General features: G+C 61.0%; 16 protein-coding genes. 15 read left to right on the top strand and 1 reads right to left on the bottom strand.

The window, feature by feature from the left end; genetic code table 11:
* Positions 1 to 43: 43 nt before the first annotated feature.
* The 6 genes from ACFSKT_RS26830 to ACFSKT_RS26805 all read left to right on the top strand — a co-directional run bounded on the left by ACFSKT_RS26830 (position 44) and on the right by ACFSKT_RS26805 (position 4,946).
* Positions 44 to 667 carry a TVP38/TMEM64 family protein gene (locus ACFSKT_RS26830; RefSeq protein WP_377720756.1) on the top strand — a complete coding sequence of 208 codons (624 nt, stop codon included), beginning with the start codon at positions 44 to 46 and terminating at the stop codon, positions 665 to 667.
* Between the two features lie 862 nt (positions 668 to 1,529).
* A complete protein-coding gene (locus ACFSKT_RS26825) occupies positions 1,530 to 1,976 on the top strand; it encodes an ArsR/SmtB family transcription factor (protein ID WP_377720757.1) in 447 nt (148 codons plus the stop codon).
* A 77-nt stretch (positions 1,977 to 2,053) separates the two neighbouring features.
* Positions 2,054 to 2,590, top strand: coding sequence for a hypothetical protein (locus ACFSKT_RS26820; protein ID WP_377720758.1), 537 nt, complete (start codon positions 2,054 to 2,056; stop codon positions 2,588 to 2,590).
* Between the two features lie 141 nt (positions 2,591 to 2,731).
* Complete coding sequence (locus ACFSKT_RS26815; protein WP_377720759.1) at positions 2,732 to 3,730, top strand: DUF3231 family protein; 999 nt, start codon at positions 2,732 to 2,734, stop codon at positions 3,728 to 3,730.
* 12 nt (positions 3,731 to 3,742) lie between these two features.
* Positions 3,743 to 4,201, top strand: coding sequence for a hypothetical protein (locus tag ACFSKT_RS26810; RefSeq protein WP_377720760.1), 459 nt, complete (start codon positions 3,743 to 3,745; stop codon positions 4,199 to 4,201).
* 214 nt (positions 4,202 to 4,415) lie between these two features.
* Complete coding sequence (locus tag ACFSKT_RS26805; protein WP_377720761.1) at positions 4,416 to 4,946, top strand: TetR/AcrR family transcriptional regulator; 531 nt, start codon at positions 4,416 to 4,418, stop codon at positions 4,944 to 4,946.
* 162 nt (positions 4,947 to 5,108) lie between these two features.
* Here ACFSKT_RS26805 and ACFSKT_RS26800 read toward each other — a convergent pair whose 3' ends face one another.
* Positions 5,109 to 6,806 (bottom strand): alpha-glucosidase, encoded by a 1,698-nt coding sequence (locus tag ACFSKT_RS26800; protein WP_377720762.1) that lies wholly within the window; start codon positions 6,804 to 6,806, stop codon positions 5,109 to 5,111.
* A gap of 254 nt (positions 6,807 to 7,060) precedes the next feature.
* On the opposite strand from ACFSKT_RS26800, the gene ACFSKT_RS26795 reads away from it, so the two are divergent.
* From ACFSKT_RS26795 to ACFSKT_RS26755, 9 genes are all read left to right on the top strand, one after another.
* Entirely contained in the window at positions 7,061 to 7,402 is a 342-nt protein-coding gene (locus ACFSKT_RS26795; RefSeq protein ID WP_377720763.1) for a hypothetical protein, read from the top strand.
* 113 nt (positions 7,403 to 7,515) lie between these two features.
* Positions 7,516 to 8,046: a sigma-70 family RNA polymerase sigma factor gene (locus ACFSKT_RS26790; RefSeq protein ID WP_377720764.1), complete on the top strand. Its 531-nt coding sequence runs from the start codon at positions 7,516 to 7,518 to the stop codon at positions 8,044 to 8,046.
* Positions 8,047 to 8,120: 74 nt separating this feature from the next.
* Positions 8,121 to 9,257 carry a hypothetical protein gene (locus ACFSKT_RS26785; RefSeq protein ID WP_377720765.1) on the top strand — a complete coding sequence of 379 codons (1,137 nt, stop codon included), beginning with the start codon at positions 8,121 to 8,123 and terminating at the stop codon, positions 9,255 to 9,257.
* A complete protein-coding gene (locus tag ACFSKT_RS26780; RefSeq protein ID WP_377720766.1) occupies positions 9,254 to 10,228 on the top strand; it encodes an ABC transporter ATP-binding protein in 975 nt (324 codons plus the stop codon). The genes ACFSKT_RS26785 and ACFSKT_RS26780 overlap by 4 nt, the downstream gene beginning before the upstream one ends.
* Positions 10,225 to 11,109, top strand: coding sequence for an ABC transporter permease subunit (locus ACFSKT_RS26775; protein ID WP_377720767.1), 885 nt, complete (start codon positions 10,225 to 10,227; stop codon positions 11,107 to 11,109). The genes ACFSKT_RS26780 and ACFSKT_RS26775 overlap by 4 nt, the downstream gene beginning before the upstream one ends.
* 232 nt (positions 11,110 to 11,341) lie before the next feature.
* Positions 11,342 to 13,309 carry a Na+/H+ antiporter gene (locus tag ACFSKT_RS26770; protein WP_377720768.1) on the top strand — a complete coding sequence of 656 codons (1,968 nt, stop codon included), beginning with the start codon at positions 11,342 to 11,344 and terminating at the stop codon, positions 13,307 to 13,309.
* Positions 13,310 to 13,374: 65 nt separating this feature from the next.
* Positions 13,375 to 13,869 (top strand): CYTH domain-containing protein, encoded by a 495-nt coding sequence (locus ACFSKT_RS26765; protein WP_377720769.1) that lies wholly within the window; start codon positions 13,375 to 13,377, stop codon positions 13,867 to 13,869.
* A gap of 655 nt (positions 13,870 to 14,524) precedes the next feature.
* On the top strand, positions 14,525 to 16,267 hold the full coding sequence (locus ACFSKT_RS26760; protein WP_377720770.1) for an ABC transporter ATP-binding protein: 1,743 nt from the start codon (positions 14,525 to 14,527) through the stop codon (positions 16,265 to 16,267).
* Between the two features lie 66 nt (positions 16,268 to 16,333).
* Positions 16,334 to 18,436 (top strand): ABC transporter ATP-binding protein, encoded by a 2,103-nt coding sequence (locus ACFSKT_RS26755; RefSeq protein WP_377720844.1) that lies wholly within the window; start codon positions 16,334 to 16,336, stop codon positions 18,434 to 18,436.
* The last annotated feature ends 18 nt before the right edge of the window (positions 18,437 to 18,454 follow it).

Raw genomic sequence — 18,454 nt, 5'->3', positions numbered from 1 at the left:
CTAAACAGGCGTGAAGGTACGCCGCGAACAACGGAGTGCGCCCATGTCTTCCCTAATCGATACGCTGACGTCATTAACCGAAGAGGACGTACGGCATTTCCTCGACCGATACCGATCGCTCGGCCCGCTGCCGGGCATCGCATTGACCTTCATGAAATCGTTCGTCCCGCCCTTGCCCACGCTGATCATCGTCGGCGTCAACGCGGCGGTGTACGGCTTATGGCTCGGCTTTCTGTATTCCTGGCTGGGGATGATCGCCGGCTGCATGACCACGTTCCTCATCTTCCGGCGGATCGGCGAGCACCGCTACGCGCGCAAGTGGGCGGCGAAGCCGCGCGTGCAGCGGAGCATGGTCTGGATCCGGCGCAACGCGTTCGGGTACGTGTTTTTGCTCAGCTTATTTCCCGTCGGACCGTTCGTCGTCATTAACATCGCGGCCGCCCTCGCGGGCATGCCGCTGCGTTCCTTCCTGATCGCGATCTTGTTCGGCAAGGCGGTCATGGTCATGTCGGTGTCGATGATCGGCTACGACGTGGAAAGCTTCATCCGAGAGCCGGCGAGGCTGTTGTACGTCGTGCTGTTCGTCCTCGTTTCGTTCATCATCAGCAAACGGATTGAAGCCTGGTTTACGCGCGAGAGCGCCAAGCCCGGGACGGAGTCGATATGACGCCGCGGCCATGATCGATAACGCCGCGCACATAAGCAGCCCCTGCCTCAACAGGCAAGGGGCTGTTTGACGTCGACCGCGCGTAGGATCAAGCGCCCCCAAAACGGGGAGCCCGGAAGAACGGGCGTTCTTCCGGGCTCCGGAGGAGGATTCGGGGGTATGTAACAGCGGTTGCCTAAGCGGGGGGAGAGGCGGGGGAACCGGGCGGTTTAGGCGGAGAGGGGCGTGCGAAGAAGCGCGATCCGGCTTCGGCGAAGGAGGCCGCGCGGCCGGGAGGGGCCGGATTCGGTAGGCAGCCGCATGCCGCGGCTGGGTCGGCCTCGCGGACGCGGAGGACGTGGAGGACGAACGGCAGCGGACGGTTGCAGGCAGAAGAAGCGGTAGTTCTTGGCGGCGTTCGTAATCTCGTTAAGTTTAGTTTAGCCGCGGCGAAGCCTGCCGGACAGTACCATCTTTCGCTGGTACCGGCTAGGCAATGCTGTTAGGTTAAGGGATTACGTCCGGCGAAGCCGCCCGTGACCTATAGTAGGCAGGCTTATGCCTTAGGAATGACTTAAAACTCACTGAAGCTTTGTCCGCGAGGACAAAAGCGCGCCAGCTCGAAGCAACCCGCCGACCGCGAACATTGGAGGCTGCACGAAGAAGGGAGTCCAGAGGGCAAAGTCCTTTGGAGCCTCCTCGGCGGAGGAGGTGGGAGGAGGGAGCAACAAAAGCGGGGTCAAAGGGGCGGAGCCCTTCTTAACCTGACAGCATTGCAGCGGAGGGGGGGAAGGGACGAGGTTGACAGCTTTTTCGCACTCGATCTATAATTGCAGTACGTTCTGGAAAATTAGAACACTTGATTCTAAAGGAGTCAGCCTCCATGAGCCATCCGTTATCGATCAACCTCGAGCAGCAGAAGCTGCTGGCCAGCGCGCTGCGGGTCAAGCTGCTGCATGCGCTGAAGGACACGCCCCGCACGGTGAAGCAGATTTCGGTGCTGCTGGAGGAGACGCCCGGCAACGTGCATTACCATTTGAAGCGGCTGCTTGAAGGCAAGCTGGTCGAGATCGTGGAGACCCGCGAGCTAGGGGGCATCGTCGAGAAGTATTACAAGTCGGTCGCCACCGTCTTCCATAGCCGTTCGCATCCGCGGCCGGGCGTGGAGACGCGCCTGCTCCTCAGCGCGGAAGAAGCGCTGCAGCTGAAGCAGGAGTTCGCCGAATTGCTCGGCAAGTGGGAGGAGCGGACCGCGCTGCGTAAGCGCGAACCGGATCATCGGGAGCTGCTGATTAACGTGGACATCGTCCCCGCGGAAGAAGGGCATTAGGAATATTTGAAGTGGTTACCTTAATGAGGATGGCCAGGCGATATTCTAAGCATAGATGCAAGAGAGGATTGTTACACATGAAGAAAGCATTAACCGCTATTCTCGTGGCGCTCTTGGCGCTTACGCTCGGAGCCTGCTCCGGTAACTCGAACAAGGCGCCGAACCATGACGCGCAAGGCGAAGCGCAGACACAGAACCAGGCGCCGGATGAGGATAAGGCAAAGCGGAAAGTATACACGACCGCCAAGATCGCCGAGGATAAAGTACGCACGCTGTTCGGGAAAGCGACGCTCGAGGACGGCACGCCGATTCTCGATCCGGTTACCGGCACGGCCGAGAAGGCGAAGTCGCTGCTGGCGAACTATTTTGATCCGGCGCTGGCCGATGCCATCGTCGCGCACTACGTCACGGACAAGAAGAGCGGCGAGAGCACGCTCGTGAACACGGAGCCGTTCTTCGCGGCTTCGATTCTGGCGACGAAGAACGCGGAAGACGTTCAGATTGAAGGCGAGAACGACACGTATACCGTCACGACGGCGGACGGCGGCGTCTACACCCTCAAATGGGACGATGCGAAATCCAAGTATCTTGTCACGGGCTACGAGAAGAAATAACCCGGGGATTATCCCCCTGCATGCGAGGCAGCGTCTCGCCGTGCAGGGGGATTTTTTGTCGGTGCGGCCGGGCGAATTGGTTATTTTGGAGCGGATTGGGAATTTTAAAAGGAGCATGTTTCAGGCAAAGGGGAGCGGATCATGAGCAAGCGGCAAGTACCTTTGACGGCGGCCGAGGTGGCGCCGATCTGGACGGGTTTTCTGGGCGACAGCATGGCCAATGGGGTGCTTCGTTATTTCGCGGCCACGGCGGAGGATCGCGAAGTGAAGCATATTCTCAAGTATGCGCTCGGGTTGACGGAAGATCACATCGGGTTCAAGAAGGACTTGGAGGCGCGAGGCGAGATCGTGCTGCCGCTCGGTTTCTCCGAAGCGGATGTCAACGTGCGTGCGCCCCGGTTATTCTCCGATCTGATCATGCTCTACTATGTTCGTCAAATGGGCATCGGCGGCACGGTGGCATACTCGCTTGCGCTGGCGACGTCGACCAGAGGCGACATCCGGGAGTTCTTCAACCATAATTTGAAGACGGCTGCCGAGCTGCTCGACCGGACGACGACGATGCTGCTGGACAAAGGATTGTTTATGCGCGCGCCCCATCTTGCGCCGGCGCCGGCGGAGAAGGTGCGGAAGGAAGGGTGGCTCAATGGGCTGTTCGGCGACCGGCGTCCGCTCAACGCGGTGGAGATCACGCATTTGTACTTGAACACGATCAGCAACGCGTTGGGCAAAGCGCTCATGATAGGCTTCTCCCAGACGGCCAAATCGAAGGAGGTGCGGGAGTTCACGATTCGCGCCCGGGATATCGCCTCCAAGCATATCGACGTGTTCAGCCAATTGCTGAAGGACGATCAGCTTCCGGCGCCGGGCACGTTCGAAGCGGAAGTGACGGCCTCCACTGAGGCGCCGTTCACGGACAAGCTCATCTTGTTCCACACGCTCACCCTGACCGCGATCGGGATCGGCAATTACGGTTCGGCGACATCCGCGAGTCCGCGCCGGGATTTGGCCGCGGCCTACCTCCGCTTGGCGGCCGAGGTGGGCACGTTCGCGGACGACGGAGCCGAATTAATGATTGGGAAGGGCTGGCTTGAGAAAATTCCTGGCGCTATCGAACGCGACGCTTTAATTCCATCGTAACGGGTGAATGTCATGACCAAATCGGAGCAAATTGAAAAGGTTCTATGGAGCATCGCACTGCCAGGGTTTGGTCAATTGCTGAAGAAACATTACGTAACCGGTGTTATTCTCATTGCCGCTGAACTGCTGATCAATGTCAATGCGCATTTGAACGAAATCATTATGCTGAGCTTCCTCGGCGAGATCGAGGAGGCCGTGCATACGGCGAACTACCAATGGCTGCTGTTCTACCCGTGCTTCTATATGTTCGGCATCTGGGATGCGTACCGGATTCCCGGATCGGGCAGAGGGTTCTCCTTCACGGCCTCCGTGCTGGCGGCCTACTGCGCGACGGTAGGCGTCTTCTATTCCAAGAATCGGATATTCGGCGTCGTCTGGGGACCCGTCTGGCTGCCGATGATCGGCTGCTTCGTCGGTCTTGCGGCTGGTCTGCTGCTGCAGCAGGTGCTCAAGAGATGGCGGAAGTCGTAAACGCATCCCGCCCTCGTCCGCCCGGAAGCCCGCCGGTTGCCCCGGTGTCTAACGGCAGGAGGCGGGGGCGTCCGGTTGTGGGGGAAGGAAGCGGAAGGCCGCGAAAGGCGTGCAGGTTGTTTAATGGTAAGGCTTGCGCGAAACGGACGAATGCATTACACTGTATTGGTATGTAATTGGTCAATCAATAATTGTTAGAGGGGAGGAGCGGGTTATGGCGAAAAGCACGGCTACGTCTGCGAACCGCCGGACGGATATCGTCGCCGCGGCGATCGACGTGTTCGCGGAGATCGGCTATTACCGGGCGACGACCGCGCAGGTGGCGGAACGGGCCAACATTTCGCAGCCTTACGTATACCGGTTCTTCACGAAGGAATCGCTGCTCGTCGAAGCGCTCGAGGTCTCCTGGCAGCGCGTACGGCAGGCATTCGAGCGCGTGATCGCGGCCGAGGCGCCGGAGCGGCTCGAAGAAGGGCTCATTCAGGCGTATGAAGCGATCATGGCTTCTCATCGGAGCGAAATCTTGCTGCAGATGCAGGCGCAGACGATTCAAGAGACGCCGGTCCGCGAGGCGATGCGCCAAGGTATGCGCGGCGTGATCGAGCTTGTTGAGGGAGCCTTCGAACAGAGCGGCGCGCCCGACGCGGCCAGACGTACGAGCGACTTCATGGCCAGAGGGTTGTTGTGCAACGTCTCGATGGCGCTGGATATGCCGGGGCTGCTATTCAAGGGACATCGGGAGTAACCGGCGGATGTACGAGCAGATATGGACAAAGAGAGTCGCCTTCGTAAGGCTTCCCCCGCTTTGCGGCGCGCATCACGCGCGCCGCGAAGCGGAGGAGCGGCTTACCTTGGCGGCTCTCTTTGGCGTTGCGGCGGGCGCCTTCCGGAAGTCTGTCGGCCGCCGCTACTTCAGCCGATACACCCGCGCCTCGAATGGACGCAGCGATACCTCCATAATGTCCCATTCTGCCATTAGCGGGTAGTTGCCGAGGATGACGTCGCGCGCGTCGTGGCGCAGATGATCCGGCAGCTGCAGCCACGAGTCGATGGCGGTCATGTTGAGCAGCACGAGCCACCGCTCGCCGCTTGCGGCCGTGCGCGTATAAGCATAGATATGCTCGTGCCACTCCGCGAACGCCTCGTAACGACCGTACACGAGTACGTCCGGATGCGCCTTGCGCAGCGCGATGAGCCGGCGGTAATAATGGAAGACGGAATTCGGGTCGTCGACCGCCTGCGCCGCGTTGATTTCCCGGTAGTTCGGATTGACGCCGATCCAAGGCGCGCCGGTCGTGAAGCCGGCGTTCGCGCCTCCCGTCCACTGCATCGGCGTACGCGCGTTGTCGCGGCTTTTGCGATGGATCGCTTCGAGCATGCGGGCCGGGTGGACGCCGTGAAGTTCCACGTGTTCGACATAAGCATTGCGCGTGGCGACGTCGCGGTAATCCTGGATCGACGGGAAATAGGTGTTCGTCATGCCGAGCTCTTCGCCTTGATACACGTAAGGCGTGCCTTTCAGCGTATGCAGCAGCGTGGCGAGCATCTTGGCCGATGCGACCCGGTGCTCCCGGTCCTGACCGAAGCGGGACACCGCGCGCGGCTGGTCGTGGTTGTTCAAATACAGGCTGTTCCAGCCTTCGTCTCCCAGCGCGAGCTGCCATTTGTGCAGAATGCCCTTCAGCTCGCGTGGCGACCATCCGGCGCGGAACCAATCTCCGCCGCCCCCGTCGATATCCACATGCTCGAATTGAAACGCCATGTTCATCCCGTATGCAGGATTGCCGGTATAGCGATGCGCCTGCTCCGGGGTGACGCCGGGCATCTCGCCGACCGTCAGCAGGCCGGGGCGCGCCGACAGCGCCTGCTCGTTCATCTCCGCCAGAAATTCGAGGAACCGCGGCCCGCTGACGAAATAATCGCCGCCCCATGCGTAGCGCGCGCCGCCGTGCCGCTCTGCGTCCGGAAGCTCCTCCGTCTTTGAAATGTAGTTGATGACGTCCATGCGGAAGCCGTCGACGCCCTGCCCGATCCACCAGCGGATCATGTCGTACAGCGATTCCCGGACCTTAGGATAATTCCAATTCAGATCCGGCTGCCTGCGCGAGAACAGATGCAGGTAATATTGGCCGGTGATGTCGTCGAATTGCCAAGCGGAGCCGCCGAAGACCGACACCCAGTTGTTCGGCTCCGAGCCGTCCGGCTTCGGATCGCGCCAGATGTAATAGTTGCGGTAAGGACTGTCCCGCGATGCGCGCGAGGCTTCGAACCACGGATGCTCGTCGGAGGTGTGGTTGATGACCAGGTCCATGACAAGCTTCATGCCGCGCGCGTGCAGTCCGTCCCGCAGCTCCCGCCAATCATCCATCGTGCCGAACTCCTCGGCGATCTCGCGGTAATCGCTAATGTCGTAGCCATTGTCGTCGCCCGGGGAACGGTAGATCGGGCTGAGCCAGACGACGTCCACGCCGAGCTTATTTAAATAGTCCAGTTTGCCGATGATGCCGCGCAGGTCGCCGATTCCGTCCCCATTCGAATCCATGAAGCTGCGCGGATAGATTTGATAAACGACGGCTTCCTGCCAGTGCTTGGGCGTATTCGTCATGCGCGTCTCCCCAACCGCCTCTCTGCTGCGAGATCCAGATGATGGTAGTGTATGACAATCCAGGCTTGAATAAACATGGCAATGGCATTCGGACAGCATCAAACAAAGCGGGCGAAACCATCGTCATATGTACAAAGATAAACAAGATTAATAACGAAGCTGGAAAACTATTCTGCAAGTGAAGTGGGGTAGAATGGAGATCTTGAAGATTGGCTAAGCGATTACGCAGGATCCGATCGGAGGAGGGCGCTCGAATGCGTGCGAGAAGTTATTTGGGGCTGGCGGCGATGAACGCTGTTTTCGTGTATGCATACGTGTTTTGGACCCGGTGGGCGCATTACGCGGCGGAGGGATACGTGCCGCTTGTGCTGCTTGCGGCCGCGTTCTGCGCGGCGGTCGTAACGCCGATCGTCGTCAATCTGTGGCGGGCTGTTCGGGCTGGCCGTTACTGGTGGCAGGCGCTTGCGACGGCGGCCGCTTGCTGGTTGGTTCTGATCGTCGAGCCGCTTGTCATGCCGTATTATCGATCGTGGGCCAATCACGAGGCGATGATGCTGGCGATGCGGATCTTGGCTTATTTTAATCCGAATCTCTAGGAGCGGACGATGGACGCTAATAAGCGAGATGAGAACAATTTTCGCGCACGCTGATATAAATCCGGGCGGTCGTCCGTCTTTCTAATAGCTGCAGCCGAAAGGAGGCTAAACGAATGGAATTTCCGGAATCCGACTATTTTCAAACGATTTTCTTCGAGCATTACCCGATTGTTCGGCGCAAGCTTGCGGCGCTCGTGCGCGACGAAGCGGCGGCCGATGATTTGGCGCAGGACGTCTTCGTGAAATTATATCGCAATCCGCCGGACGATCCCGCCGCGATCGGCGCCTGGCTCCACCGGGTGCTGACGCGGACCGGCTATGACTATATGGACAAGAAGGCTAGGGAGCGCAGGCTTCAGAGCAAGCAGGAGCAAATGTATGGGGGCGAAGCCGCCGCCGTGTCCGGCGAAGAGGAGCTGCTGCGGCAGATGGACCAGGAACAGGTGCGGGGATGGCTGGACGCGCTCCCCGAACGTGACCGGCAGGTATTGCTGCTTCGTCACTCCGGCTACAGCTACGCGGAGATCGCCGAGCGGCTGAACGTCAGGCTGCCGGTCGTCGGCACGCTTATCCAGCGGGCGACCGAGAAGCTCAAGCAGAGCGCGGCGAAGGCGGGCATGCCGGATGCATGGGGCAGCCGCTGACGAGAGGCGAAGCCGCGCGAAGAAGGCCGGTTTAACCAAAGAGAGAATTAGGAGTTATAAAGGAGGATGCGCGAATGCGTACGGAACCTTTCGATAAGGCGAACGAGCGTACCGAAGAAGCATGGCGTAAGCTGCAGGCGAAGCTGGCGGGCGAGAAGGCCGGCGCGCAGTGGGCGGCGTGGGCCGAAGCGGCCAAGCGCACGGAGCGGCAGAAGCAGGGACATGAAGATGAAGGAACCAAGACGGGCAGCGTATTCGCGGCGGCCGAATGGCCTTCGATGGAGAAACCAAACGGCGCGGCGCCAGCTGCGAGCGTGGACGTGCCGGAGCAGCCGGTCCGCAAGCGCATGCGGATGAGCCGCAGACGCAAGTGGGGCGCGGCCGCGGCGGCATGCCTGCTGCTCGGGACGGTTATCGCGACGCCGGCGGGCAATCAAGCGCTGGCCGCGATTCTGAACCAGTTCCGCGCGGAGCAGATTACGGTCGTGAACGAAAATGATTTGCGATTGATGTTCGAGAGCGTGGCCGGAAGCGATGCCGGCTTCCGCGAGATGGTCAATCAATTCGGTACCTATACGACGGAAAGCGGCAAGTTGACGGAGGGAGAGCTCTCCGTGGAAGAAGCGGAGCGGCTGCTTGGTTATGAGCTGGCCGGCAGCGTGGCGGAAGGTGCGAAAGTGTCCATCTCGCCGTCCACCACGGTCACCTTTAAGTTGAACGTGGACGAAGTGAACGATGTGATGAAGCGGCTGGGTGCGACGCGTCTCATGCCCGAGGAAATCGACGGCAAATCGATCAAGCTCGAGCTGAGCGAGCGCGTGTATTATGGCGAACAAGCGTTGGGAGCTAAGGAAGGTCAGTGGGCGTATATGCAGGTGCAGAAGGCTCCTGTCGTGACGGTCGACCCCGCTGTCCCGGTAGAGGAGGCGTTGAATGCGGTCTTGGATTTTCCGCTGCTGCCGGAATACTTGAAGCAGGATTTGAAGCAAAGCCAAATTCTCGAGGGCAAGCTTCCGATTCCGTTCATCGAGGGCAAGCAGGCCGAGAAGATTGACGTTGAGGGGACGCGGGTCGTGCTTTCGGCGGAGGGAGAAGTGGCGCAATTCCGGGCGGCTTGGATTCACGACGGACGTCTCTTCCAATTCGACGGCGGGAGCATGTTCACGACGCGCGAGGCCATGCTCGCGAAGATCGGGGAGCTGATCGCATGAGCGAGGCGGCAATCGAAGCCGTTCGGCTGACGAAGCAATACGACAACGGCCGCGGCTGCCGCGACGTCTCGATCCGCGTGGGGAAAGGGGAAGCCTTCGGCTTCCTCGGTCCCAACAGCGCGGGCAAGAGTACGTTCGTCAAAATGCTGGTTGGGCTCGTGACGCCGACCTCCGGCCAAGCCAGCCTGCTCGGCGAGCCGATCGGCACCCTGGCGGCGAAGCGGCATATCGGCTATTTGCCGGAGCTGTACCGCTACCAGGAGTGGCTGAGCGGCGAAGAGGTCGTGCGGCTGCACGCGAAGCTGTGCGGAACCCCGCGCACGGTTGCCGACGAGCGCGTGCCGCGTCTGCTGGAGGAAGTCGGACTTGGCCTGCGGGGGCGGGACCGCGTGAAGAACTACTCCAAAGGCATGCAGCAGCGTCTCGGTCTCGCATGCGCGCTGGTGAACGATCCGGCCATCGTGTTCTTGGACGAGCCGTCCTCGGCGCTCGATCCGATCGGCCGCCGGGAGGTGCGGACGATTGTGGCGGGGCTGAAGGAGCAGGGCAAGACGATTTTCTTGAACTCCCATTTGCTCGAAGACGTCGAGGCGCTGTGTGACCGGATCGCGCTGCTCAACAACGGCGTCATCCTTCGCCACGGCAGCGTGTCGGAGGTCATTCATACGCGAACCCGCTGGCTGTTCAAGGTCGGCGGGTTGTCGCCTTTGCTGCTGGAGGGACTGCGCGAGACGACCGGCATCGCGATCGGACTGGCGGCGGGGCGGCTGAATGCGCCTAATAGTCTGAACGGGCTCGCACCAGTCTGGATCGAAGCGGAGCTGGAGGACGAAGAGCAGGCGGGCTGGATCAACGCGCTCCTGATCGAGCAGGGCGTGACGCTGTACGAGGTCGCCAAAGCGAAAGAACGTCTGGAGGAATGGTTCATGGAAGCCGTCTCCGGCTTGAGCCATAGGGGGGAGAGGGCATGATCACCATAATGACGATGACGTGGCAGGAGCTGCTGCGCAAGCGCGTGCTCGTCCTGACGCTGCTCATGACGGCCGTATTTCTGCTCGCCTTCTGGTTCGTGGCCGCTACGCTCGGATACCGGAACATGGGCGTCTTCAGCCGCAGCGGGGACATCGATCTGATCGAGCAGTTCACCCGCGGCGCGTTCATCCTGATGCTCGGCTTCTTCTTCGGCGGCTTCGTGCTCGCCTTCCTGGCGATCTTCAGCTCCTTCTCCGCGATCGCGGGCGAAGCCGAGCAGGGCGTCATGCAGGCGATGCTGCCCCGGCCGATCCCGCGGTGGAAGTGGTTCGCGGGCCGCTGGCTCGGCTACGTGACGCTCGGGATCGGCTACGCGATCGTGCTGTTCGCCTCCATTCTGGCCGTGACGAGCGCGCACGCCGGCATCCCGCGCGATCCCGCACTGCTCCTCCGCTCTTTCCTGCTGTTCGCCTCGGTCGTCCCGCTCATCATCTCTGTCTCGATGCTCGGCTCCTGCTTCTTCTCGGCGCTCGGCAACGGCGTCTTTATGACGATGCTGTACGGGGCAGGTTGGCTGGGCGGCATGATCGAGAAGCTGTCCGGTTCGCTGGATCTGGACGAGAAGATCATACAGCCGCTGAACACCATTACCGGCTTGATGTCGCTGGTCATGCCGGCGGACGCGATTCAACGCCAGATGCTGGCGGAGCTGCTCAGCTATGATCAACTGACGAGCTTCGTGCCCATGACCGACGACAGTATTTTCTCGTTGTTCGCGTTCGGCAATTTGCCGTCGGGGAGCTTTATGATGTATACGGTGATTTACGGAGCGGTCGCCTTCGCGCTCGGCCTGCTTCGGTTTCAGCGCAAGGACTTCTGAGCCTAGCCCGCGCGGGCGGGGCCGGCCAGCCTATCCAGCTTCATTCCACGCCGCAAGGCGGACGGGATGAGGCTATTCGGCGTCTCATGCGTCGCGTCCGCCGAGTATCAAACCGGGACGAGTAGGGTAAAAAGGAGGAAGAATGTCCAGGCGAGCGCCGCCTGTCCGCCTTGCGCACCGAATGCGGGCGGATGGCGCCCGTGCCGCCTGCCGAAGGAGAATCGACGATTCCATGGAACTATTCCTTACCGTACTCGCCCTGCTCACCGTCATCGGCGTATCCGACGTGCTGCACCGGTTCCTCCCGTTCATCCCCGTGCCGCTCATCCAAATCGGGCTCGGCGCCTGCGCCGTGCTGCTGCCGATGGGTTTGCACGTGGAGCTCGAGCCGGAGCTGTTCTTCGTCCTGTTCATCGCCCCGCTGCTGTTCAATGACGGCAAGCGGACCCCGCGCGAGGATCTGTGGAACCTGCGCGCCCCTATTCTGCTGCTGGCGCTCGGTCTCGTATTCGCGACGGTGCTGATCGGGGGCTACGTCATCCATTGGATGATTCCCTCTTTGTCGCTGCCATCCTCGTTCGCGCTGGCCGCGATTCTGTCTCCGACCGACGCGGTCGCCGTCGGCGCGCTGGCCAAGCGGATCCATCTGCCCAAGCGCATTCTGCGTCTGCTCGAAGGGGAATCGCTCATGAACGACGCCTCGGGCCTCGTGGCGTTCAAGTTCGCGATCGCCGCCGCCGTCACCGGCGAATTCTCGCTGCCCAAGGCGGCCGGCAGCTTCCTGCTCATCGCCGCCGGCGGACTGCTGGTCGGCGCGGTGCTCGGCTACCTGCTCATCCAGCTGGGCTTCTTGATCCGCAAGCTCGGCATGGAGGATGTCACGACGCATATGCTGCTGCAGCTGTTAACGCCGTTTATTATTTTCCTCGTTAGCGAGCATCTGGGGCTGTCGGGCATTCTTGCCGTCGTGGCGGGCGGCGTCATCCACGCGATCGAGCGCGACCGGACGGCGTCGCCGCATTTCAAGCTGCAGGTCGTCTCGGCCAGCACGTGGTCGGTCGTCATTTTCGTGCTGAACGGACTCGTCTTCGTCATTCTCGGGGCGACGATTCCCGAGGCGATGCACACGATCTTTGAGGACGAGTCGATCGACAACGGGCTGGTGCTAGGGTACGTCGCCGTCATTACGCTGCTCTTGATCGGCATCCGACTCGTCTGGCTGCTCGTCTTCTCGAAGGATTCGGCCATCAAGCCGCTCTTCGTCACGGCCATCTCGGGCGTGCGCGGCGCGATTACGCTCGTCGGCGCCCTGTCGATTCCGCTCGTCATGAACGACGGCACGCCTTACCCGCAGCGCGATCTCATCATCTTCCTGGCGGCCGGCGTCATCTTGTTCTCGCTCGTGCTGGCGAGCGTCCTGCTGCCGCTGCTGACGAGAGGCGAGCGGGAGGAGCAGCCGGAGGAGGAAGCAGAGCTGTCGCTGAAGGAGCATATGATCAACGCCAGCTTGAACCTGCTGCGCGGCAAGGGCGTCGAAGGACATGCCGACCGCGGCGCGGTCGCGGCGTTCATGCGCCATGTCGAACGGGTGCAGCAGCATCAAGGCGAGTGGTCCGACCCGGGCCTGCGGCGGCTGGAGACCGAGCTTCGCATGATCGGCGTACGGGCCGAGCGGGAGGAATTAAGGCGGCTCGCCGAGAATGGAGAAGTATCGGCGGATTTGGCCAGCCGATTCGGCGAGCTGCTGGACCGGATGGAATCCCTGCTCGCGGGCCGGCTGAACGTTCCGCTGCAGCAGTCGTGGACGGAGATGCGGCGTCTCATGTCGCGCCTGTTCGCGGAGACGGGCCAGACCGGAGAAGCGATCAGCGCCGCGGCATGCATATCCGTCATGGATGCCCGCCTGCGAATGGCGGAGGCGGGCATGCGGGCGGTCGAGCAAGCCCGCGGCAAGCGCAACGACCGCGCGGCGCAGGTCGTGATCGCGCACTATCAGCTGCTCATCGCGAGGCTGAAGCAGGCGAAGCCGGGCGATGCGGCGGACGACGAAGGCATCAACGTGGACCTGCAGATGAAGGCCGTCCAGGAGCAGCGCAATTACGTCGAACAGCTGGTGGAGAGCGGCGAGATCAACCGCAGACTGGCCGTCCGGCTCCGGCGGTTCGTGAACGAGCTGGAAACCGCAATTTTAGAGGATTGACCGCAACCGGGGCGAAGCGCCCGCGCTCGTCCCGGCGGTCCGAGCAGAAAGGAACGAGATGAACCATGGGCAAAGAAATCGAACGCAAATATTTACTGGACGCCTTCCCGGAAGCGGAGGTCGCCAGCGGCGCGCTCCAAGTGCTGTCCCGCCAGACGATCTACCAAACGTACCTCGCCTACTCGGAGAAAGAGGAGATTCGCGTGCGGCAGATCGAGGACGAGCAGGGCGGACGGACGTACACGCATACGTTCAAATCCGGCCATGGCATGGTGCGCGAGGAGATTGAATACGCGATATCCGGTGAGGTGTACGAGCAGCTGCTCCGCCGCACGAAGCTGACCCCGCTTATGAAAGTGCGCACGACGGTGGTCGCCGATGGGCAGAAGTTCGAGATCGACGAGTACAAGCAGGTGGATTTGACGGTCGTGGAGGCGGAGTTCGCCGATCTGTCCGCCGCCCAGTACTTCATCCCGCCGGCCTGGTTCGGCCGCGAGCTCGGCGCGGAGGACGAATACCGCAACAAGACGCTGTGGCTGCAGCTGCAGACGGCAGAATAAGAATGGCGTAAGGGGTGGTCTCATCCGTCATCGAAAGTGACGTTGGGGCCGCCCTCTTTGTTTAAGTGCGTTTACCATTTACGTCGTTAGTGGCGTCTATAAGCGGACTGAGCTCATGCCCCCGCTGCCGCCGCCCGCGTATTAAATTTCGGTAAACGCAGCCCTTCGCGGCAGCTGCGACGTGCTTTAACTACGCCGCGGAACACCGCGCCAAGCCTGACAGCACGGGGTGCTGAATCCCCTCGCGGAAAGAACGGCTATAACGAAACATTACCAGCAATTAAGCGTTGACAATGCTTTGTCCACCGTGATAACTTTACGAAGTACGATTTGAAACTATTGGAAACCACCAGAGAGGAGCGATTCGCAAATGTTGAACACGACTATCCATTTTACGACTGACGTTCGTTACGATGTTCGCCATCACGCTGTTCAACAACTGCATACGTTTCGTGACCTCCTTGATGAGCGCTTTCGCATGGATCGGCAGATTCAGGCTTAAGACCGCTACCTATACGGATTCAAGGCGCCTGTCACGAATTTCTCGTGGCGTGCGCCTTTTCTATTGCGGGCTGAAAACACATCGCTGACGAGCGGTGTGTTTTTTCTTTTATATACAATTACATGTTCTGACGGAAGAGAGGGGACTAACCTCATGTTTGCGGTTATGCATAAACTGGGCTGGTTTTTTAAGCAAGAATGGAAACGGTATACAATAGCGCTTATCCTGCTGACGATCTGCGGCATTATCGAGGTATTCCCGCCGATGATGGTGGGCAACACGATCGACAGCATCCAGCTGGGCACGGTCTCGTGGGACAGCGTCACGCTCACGATCGTGCAGCTGATCGTGTTGACGGTCATCACGTATTCGATTAGTTACGTCTGGATCTACCGGCTGTTCGGCGGCGCCAACGTCGTCGAGCGGCTGATGCGTTCGAAGCTGATGCGGCACTTCCTGCGGATGACGCCGTCGTTCTTCGAGAAGAACCGGACGGGCGACCTGATGGCGCGGGCGACGAACGATTTGCAGGCGATCGGCGCCACGGCGGGCTTCGGCATCCTGACGGTCATGGACTCGTCGATCTGGATGGTGACGCTGCTCGTCACGATGACCGTATTCGTCTCGTGGAAGCTGACGCTGGTGTCGATCCTGCCGCTGCCGATCATGGCGGTGCTGGTCGGCTTGTACGGCAAATGGATTCACAAACGGTTCACCGAAGCGCAGGACGCGTTCGGCGACATGAACGACGGCGTGCTCGAGACGATCTCCGGCACCCGGGTCATCCGCGCTTACGTGCAGGAGCGGGCGGCGGAGCGGCGGTTCGACGACGTGACCGAGGATGTGCTGCAGAAGAACCTGGCGGTCGTGCGGATCGACGCGCTGTTCGAGCCGACGGTGAAGATTTTCGTCGGGGCGAGCTATCTGATCGGTCTCGGCTACGGCGCTTATCTGGTGTATCACAACGAACTGACGATCGGCGGCCTCGTCGCCTTCAACGTGTACCTCGGGATGCTGATCTGGCCGATGTTCGCGATCGGCGAGATGATCAACGTCATGCAGCGCGGCAACGCGTCCCTCGACCGGGTGAACGAGACGCTCGGCCATGCGCCGGACGTGCCGGACCCGGCCGACGCGGTACGGCTGGCCGGACCGGACGAAATCGCGTTCGAAGGCGTCACGTTCCGCTACCCGTCCTCGAACGTGGACAATTTGCAGGGCGTGACGTTCAAGCTGCGCAAAGGCGAGACGCTCGGCATCGTCGGACGGACCGGCAGCGGCAAGACGACGCTCATCAAGCAGCTGCTCCGGGAATATCCGCCGGGCGCGGGGGCGATCACGATCGGCCGGACGCCGATCGAGCGCATCGACATGGACCAGCTGAAGTCCTGGTACGGCTACGTGCCGCAGGAGCAGTTCTTGTTCTCCCGGACGGTTCGCGAGAATATTCTGTTCGGCGCGGAAGGCGCGGACGAAGAGAAGCTGCAGCAGGCGATCGCGGCGTCGGCGTTCAAGAAGGATCTCGCCTTCCTGCCGAGCGGGCTGTCCACGCTCGTCGGCGAGAAGGGCGTCGCCCTCTCGGGCGGCCAGAAGCAGCGGGTGTCGATCGCCCGCGCGCTCATCGCCGATCCGGAGATTCTGATGCTCGATGACGCCATGTCGGCCGTCGACGCGCGGACGGAAGCCGAGATTATCGCGAATATCCGGCGCGAACGCGCCGGCAAGACGACGCTGATCTCGACGCATCGCCTCTCCGGGGTGCAGCACGCGGATTGGATCGTCGTCCTCGACGAAGGACGCGTCATCGAAGAAGGCACGCACGAGGCGCTCATGGCCCGGGGCGGCTGGTATAAAGAACAATACGAAACGCAGCAAATGGAGAAAGCAAGCGAATAGAAGGCGGGTGAAGCAACCATGAGCATGGAAGCGAGCGAGCATTACGATTTGGATATCGACAACAGGATGGCGGGCAGCAAGAGCGCGACCATCAAGCGGTTGTTTAAATACGCGCTCAAGGGAAGGACGCAGCTGATCATCGCGCTGCTGATGCTGCTGGTCTCCGTCGGCACGGAGCTGGCGGGGCCGCTGGTCGCCAAGCAGCTGATCGACGTCCACATCTCGGGCATCGAGAGGCCGTGGTACGCGACGCAGGCCGATGACCAATATACGGTCGCGTATGGCGGGGAGAATCACAAGCGCGGGGATCACTTCGAAGAGGGCGAGGCGCGCGGGCAAGAAGTACGCATTTTCCAAGTGGGCAGCGACTACTACTTTATTCCGACTGCCGTCGCGTTCGACGGCAGCCGCGAGCTGCTCGCGGACGGCCGGGTGCAAATCACGCGCGGCCAAGAGACCGCGGCTTACGAGGCGCAGCGGCTGAGCAAGGCGGAGCTGTACCAATTTTTCAAGCCGGAGCTGGCCGGACTGATCAAGCTGTGCTGGTATTACTTCGCGCTGATTCTGCTCTCGGCGGTGTTCGCGTACGGACAGCGGTATTTCCTGCAGGCGTCCTCGAACCGGATCATTCGGACGATGCGCCGGGACGTCTTCGGCCACATCAACAAGCTGCCGGTCAAGTATTTCGACAATCTGCCGGCGGGCAAAATCGTCTCGCGGATCACGAACGACACGGAATCGATCCGCGAGCTGTACGTCACCGTGTTGGCGAACTTCTTCACGGGCACGATCTACATGCTCGGTATTTTCGGCGCCTTGTTCGTGCTGGACGTGAAGCTGGCGACGATCTGTCTGTTCATCGTGCCGATCCTCGTCATCTGGGTCATCGTGTACGGCAAGATCGCGCAGAAATATAACCGGATCATCCGCTCCACGCTGAGCGAGATCAACGGCCGGATCAACGAATCGATTCAAGGGATGGGCATTATCCGCGCGTTCCGCAAAGAGAAGAAGATGGAGCAGGAGTTCGAAGCGTTCAACGAGGAGAACCTGCGCTACAAGCAGAAGATGCTCAGCCTCAACTCGCTCACGGGCCACAACCTGGTCAACGTCATCCGCAACGCGGCGTACGTGGCGCTCATCTGGTATTTCGCCGGCGGCACGCTGACGACGCCGGGCGGCTTCGTAACGCTCGGGGTGCTGTACGCGTTCGTCGATTACTTGAACCGGCTGTTCCAGCCGATCGTCAACATCGTCAATCAGCTGCCGAATCTCGAGACGGCGCTCGTCTCCGCGGAGCGGGTGTTCGTCCTGCTGGACGAGGAAGGCGTCGACGTCGCCGACGAGCGCATGCCGCGCTACAAGGGCAACGTGAAGTTCGAGAACGTCACCTTCGCCTACAAGGAAGGCGAGAACGTGCTGAAGAACATCGAATTCGAGGCGAAGCAGGGCCAGACGGTCGCGCTGATCGGCCATACGGGTTCGGGCAAAAGCTCGATCATCAACCTGCTCTTCCGCTTCTACGACGTGGATCAGGGTCGTATTACGATCGACGGCACGGACATCCGCCAGATGCCGAAGCAGACGATGCGCGAGCATATGGGCATCGTGCTGCAGGATCCGTTCCTGTTCACCGGCACGATCGCGTCCAACGTCTCGATGAACGACCCGCGCATTACGCGGGAGCGGATCGAGCAGGCGCTCAAGGACGTCGGCAGCGAGCAGGTGCTGAAGAATTTGCCGGGCGGCATCGACGAGCCGGTCATCGAGAAAGGCACGACGCTCTCGGCGGGCCAGCGTCAGCTGATCTCCTTCGCCCGGGCGCTCGCGTACGATCCGGCGATTCTGATCTTGGACGAAGCGACGTCCAACATCGATACGGAGACCGAGGCGCTCATCCAGAGCGCGCTGGAGGTCGTCAAGAAGGGCCGCACGACGTTCGTCATCGCGCACCGCTTGTCGACGATCAAGAACGCGGACCAGATCCTGGTGCTCGACCGCGGCGAGATCGTCGAGCGCGGCAACCACGAGACGCTGATGGCGCGCGGCGGCAAGTATTATCAAATGTACCAGCTGCAGCAGGGCGAGTCGGCTCCCGCGAAGGAGCAGGCAGCTGAAGTCAGCAAGCAGCCGGCGCCGCGCGCGGGTCAAAGCGTCTATTCGGTCTAATAGCAACAGTCATTGCAT

The organism is Paenibacillus xanthanilyticus, from assembly GCF_042682185.1.
In the GTDB taxonomy this organism is placed as follows: Bacteria; Bacillota; Bacilli; order Paenibacillales; family Paenibacillaceae; genus Paenibacillus_Z; species Paenibacillus_Z xanthanilyticus.
Note: the sequence above shows the minus strand (reverse complement) of the source record. Positions and strands in the feature narration are given on the sequence as shown.

Coding starts and splice junctions, on each gene's coding strand:
- ACFSKT_RS26800 (WP_377720762.1), bottom strand. CDS start 6,806: ATGACGAATACGCCCAAGCACTGGCAGGAAGCCGTCGTTTATCAAATC.
- ACFSKT_RS26805 (WP_377720761.1), top strand. CDS start 4,416: ATGGCGAAAAGCACGGCTACGTCTGCGAACCGCCGGACGGATATCGTC.
- ACFSKT_RS26810 (WP_377720760.1), top strand. CDS start 3,743: ATGACCAAATCGGAGCAAATTGAAAAGGTTCTATGGAGCATCGCACTG.
- ACFSKT_RS26755 (WP_377720844.1), top strand. CDS start 16,334: ATGGCGGGCAGCAAGAGCGCGACCATCAAGCGGTTGTTTAAATACGCG.
- ACFSKT_RS26790 (WP_377720764.1), top strand. CDS start 7,516: ATGGAATTTCCGGAATCCGACTATTTTCAAACGATTTTCTTCGAGCAT.
- ACFSKT_RS26765 (WP_377720769.1), top strand. CDS start 13,375: ATGGGCAAAGAAATCGAACGCAAATATTTACTGGACGCCTTCCCGGAA.
- ACFSKT_RS26795 (WP_377720763.1), top strand. CDS start 7,061: ATGCGTGCGAGAAGTTATTTGGGGCTGGCGGCGATGAACGCTGTTTTC.
- ACFSKT_RS26820 (WP_377720758.1), top strand. CDS start 2,054: ATGAAGAAAGCATTAACCGCTATTCTCGTGGCGCTCTTGGCGCTTACG.
- ACFSKT_RS26760 (WP_377720770.1), top strand. CDS start 14,525: ATGTTTGCGGTTATGCATAAACTGGGCTGGTTTTTTAAGCAAGAATGG.
- ACFSKT_RS26825 (WP_377720757.1), top strand. CDS start 1,530: ATGAGCCATCCGTTATCGATCAACCTCGAGCAGCAGAAGCTGCTGGCC.
- ACFSKT_RS26780 (WP_377720766.1), top strand. CDS start 9,254: ATGAGCGAGGCGGCAATCGAAGCCGTTCGGCTGACGAAGCAATACGAC.
- ACFSKT_RS26830 (WP_377720756.1), top strand. CDS start 44: ATGTCTTCCCTAATCGATACGCTGACGTCATTAACCGAAGAGGACGTA.
- ACFSKT_RS26770 (WP_377720768.1), top strand. CDS start 11,342: ATGGAACTATTCCTTACCGTACTCGCCCTGCTCACCGTCATCGGCGTA.
- ACFSKT_RS26775 (WP_377720767.1), top strand. CDS start 10,225: ATGATCACCATAATGACGATGACGTGGCAGGAGCTGCTGCGCAAGCGC.
- ACFSKT_RS26815 (WP_377720759.1), top strand. CDS start 2,732: ATGAGCAAGCGGCAAGTACCTTTGACGGCGGCCGAGGTGGCGCCGATC.
- ACFSKT_RS26785 (WP_377720765.1), top strand. CDS start 8,121: ATGCGTACGGAACCTTTCGATAAGGCGAACGAGCGTACCGAAGAAGCA.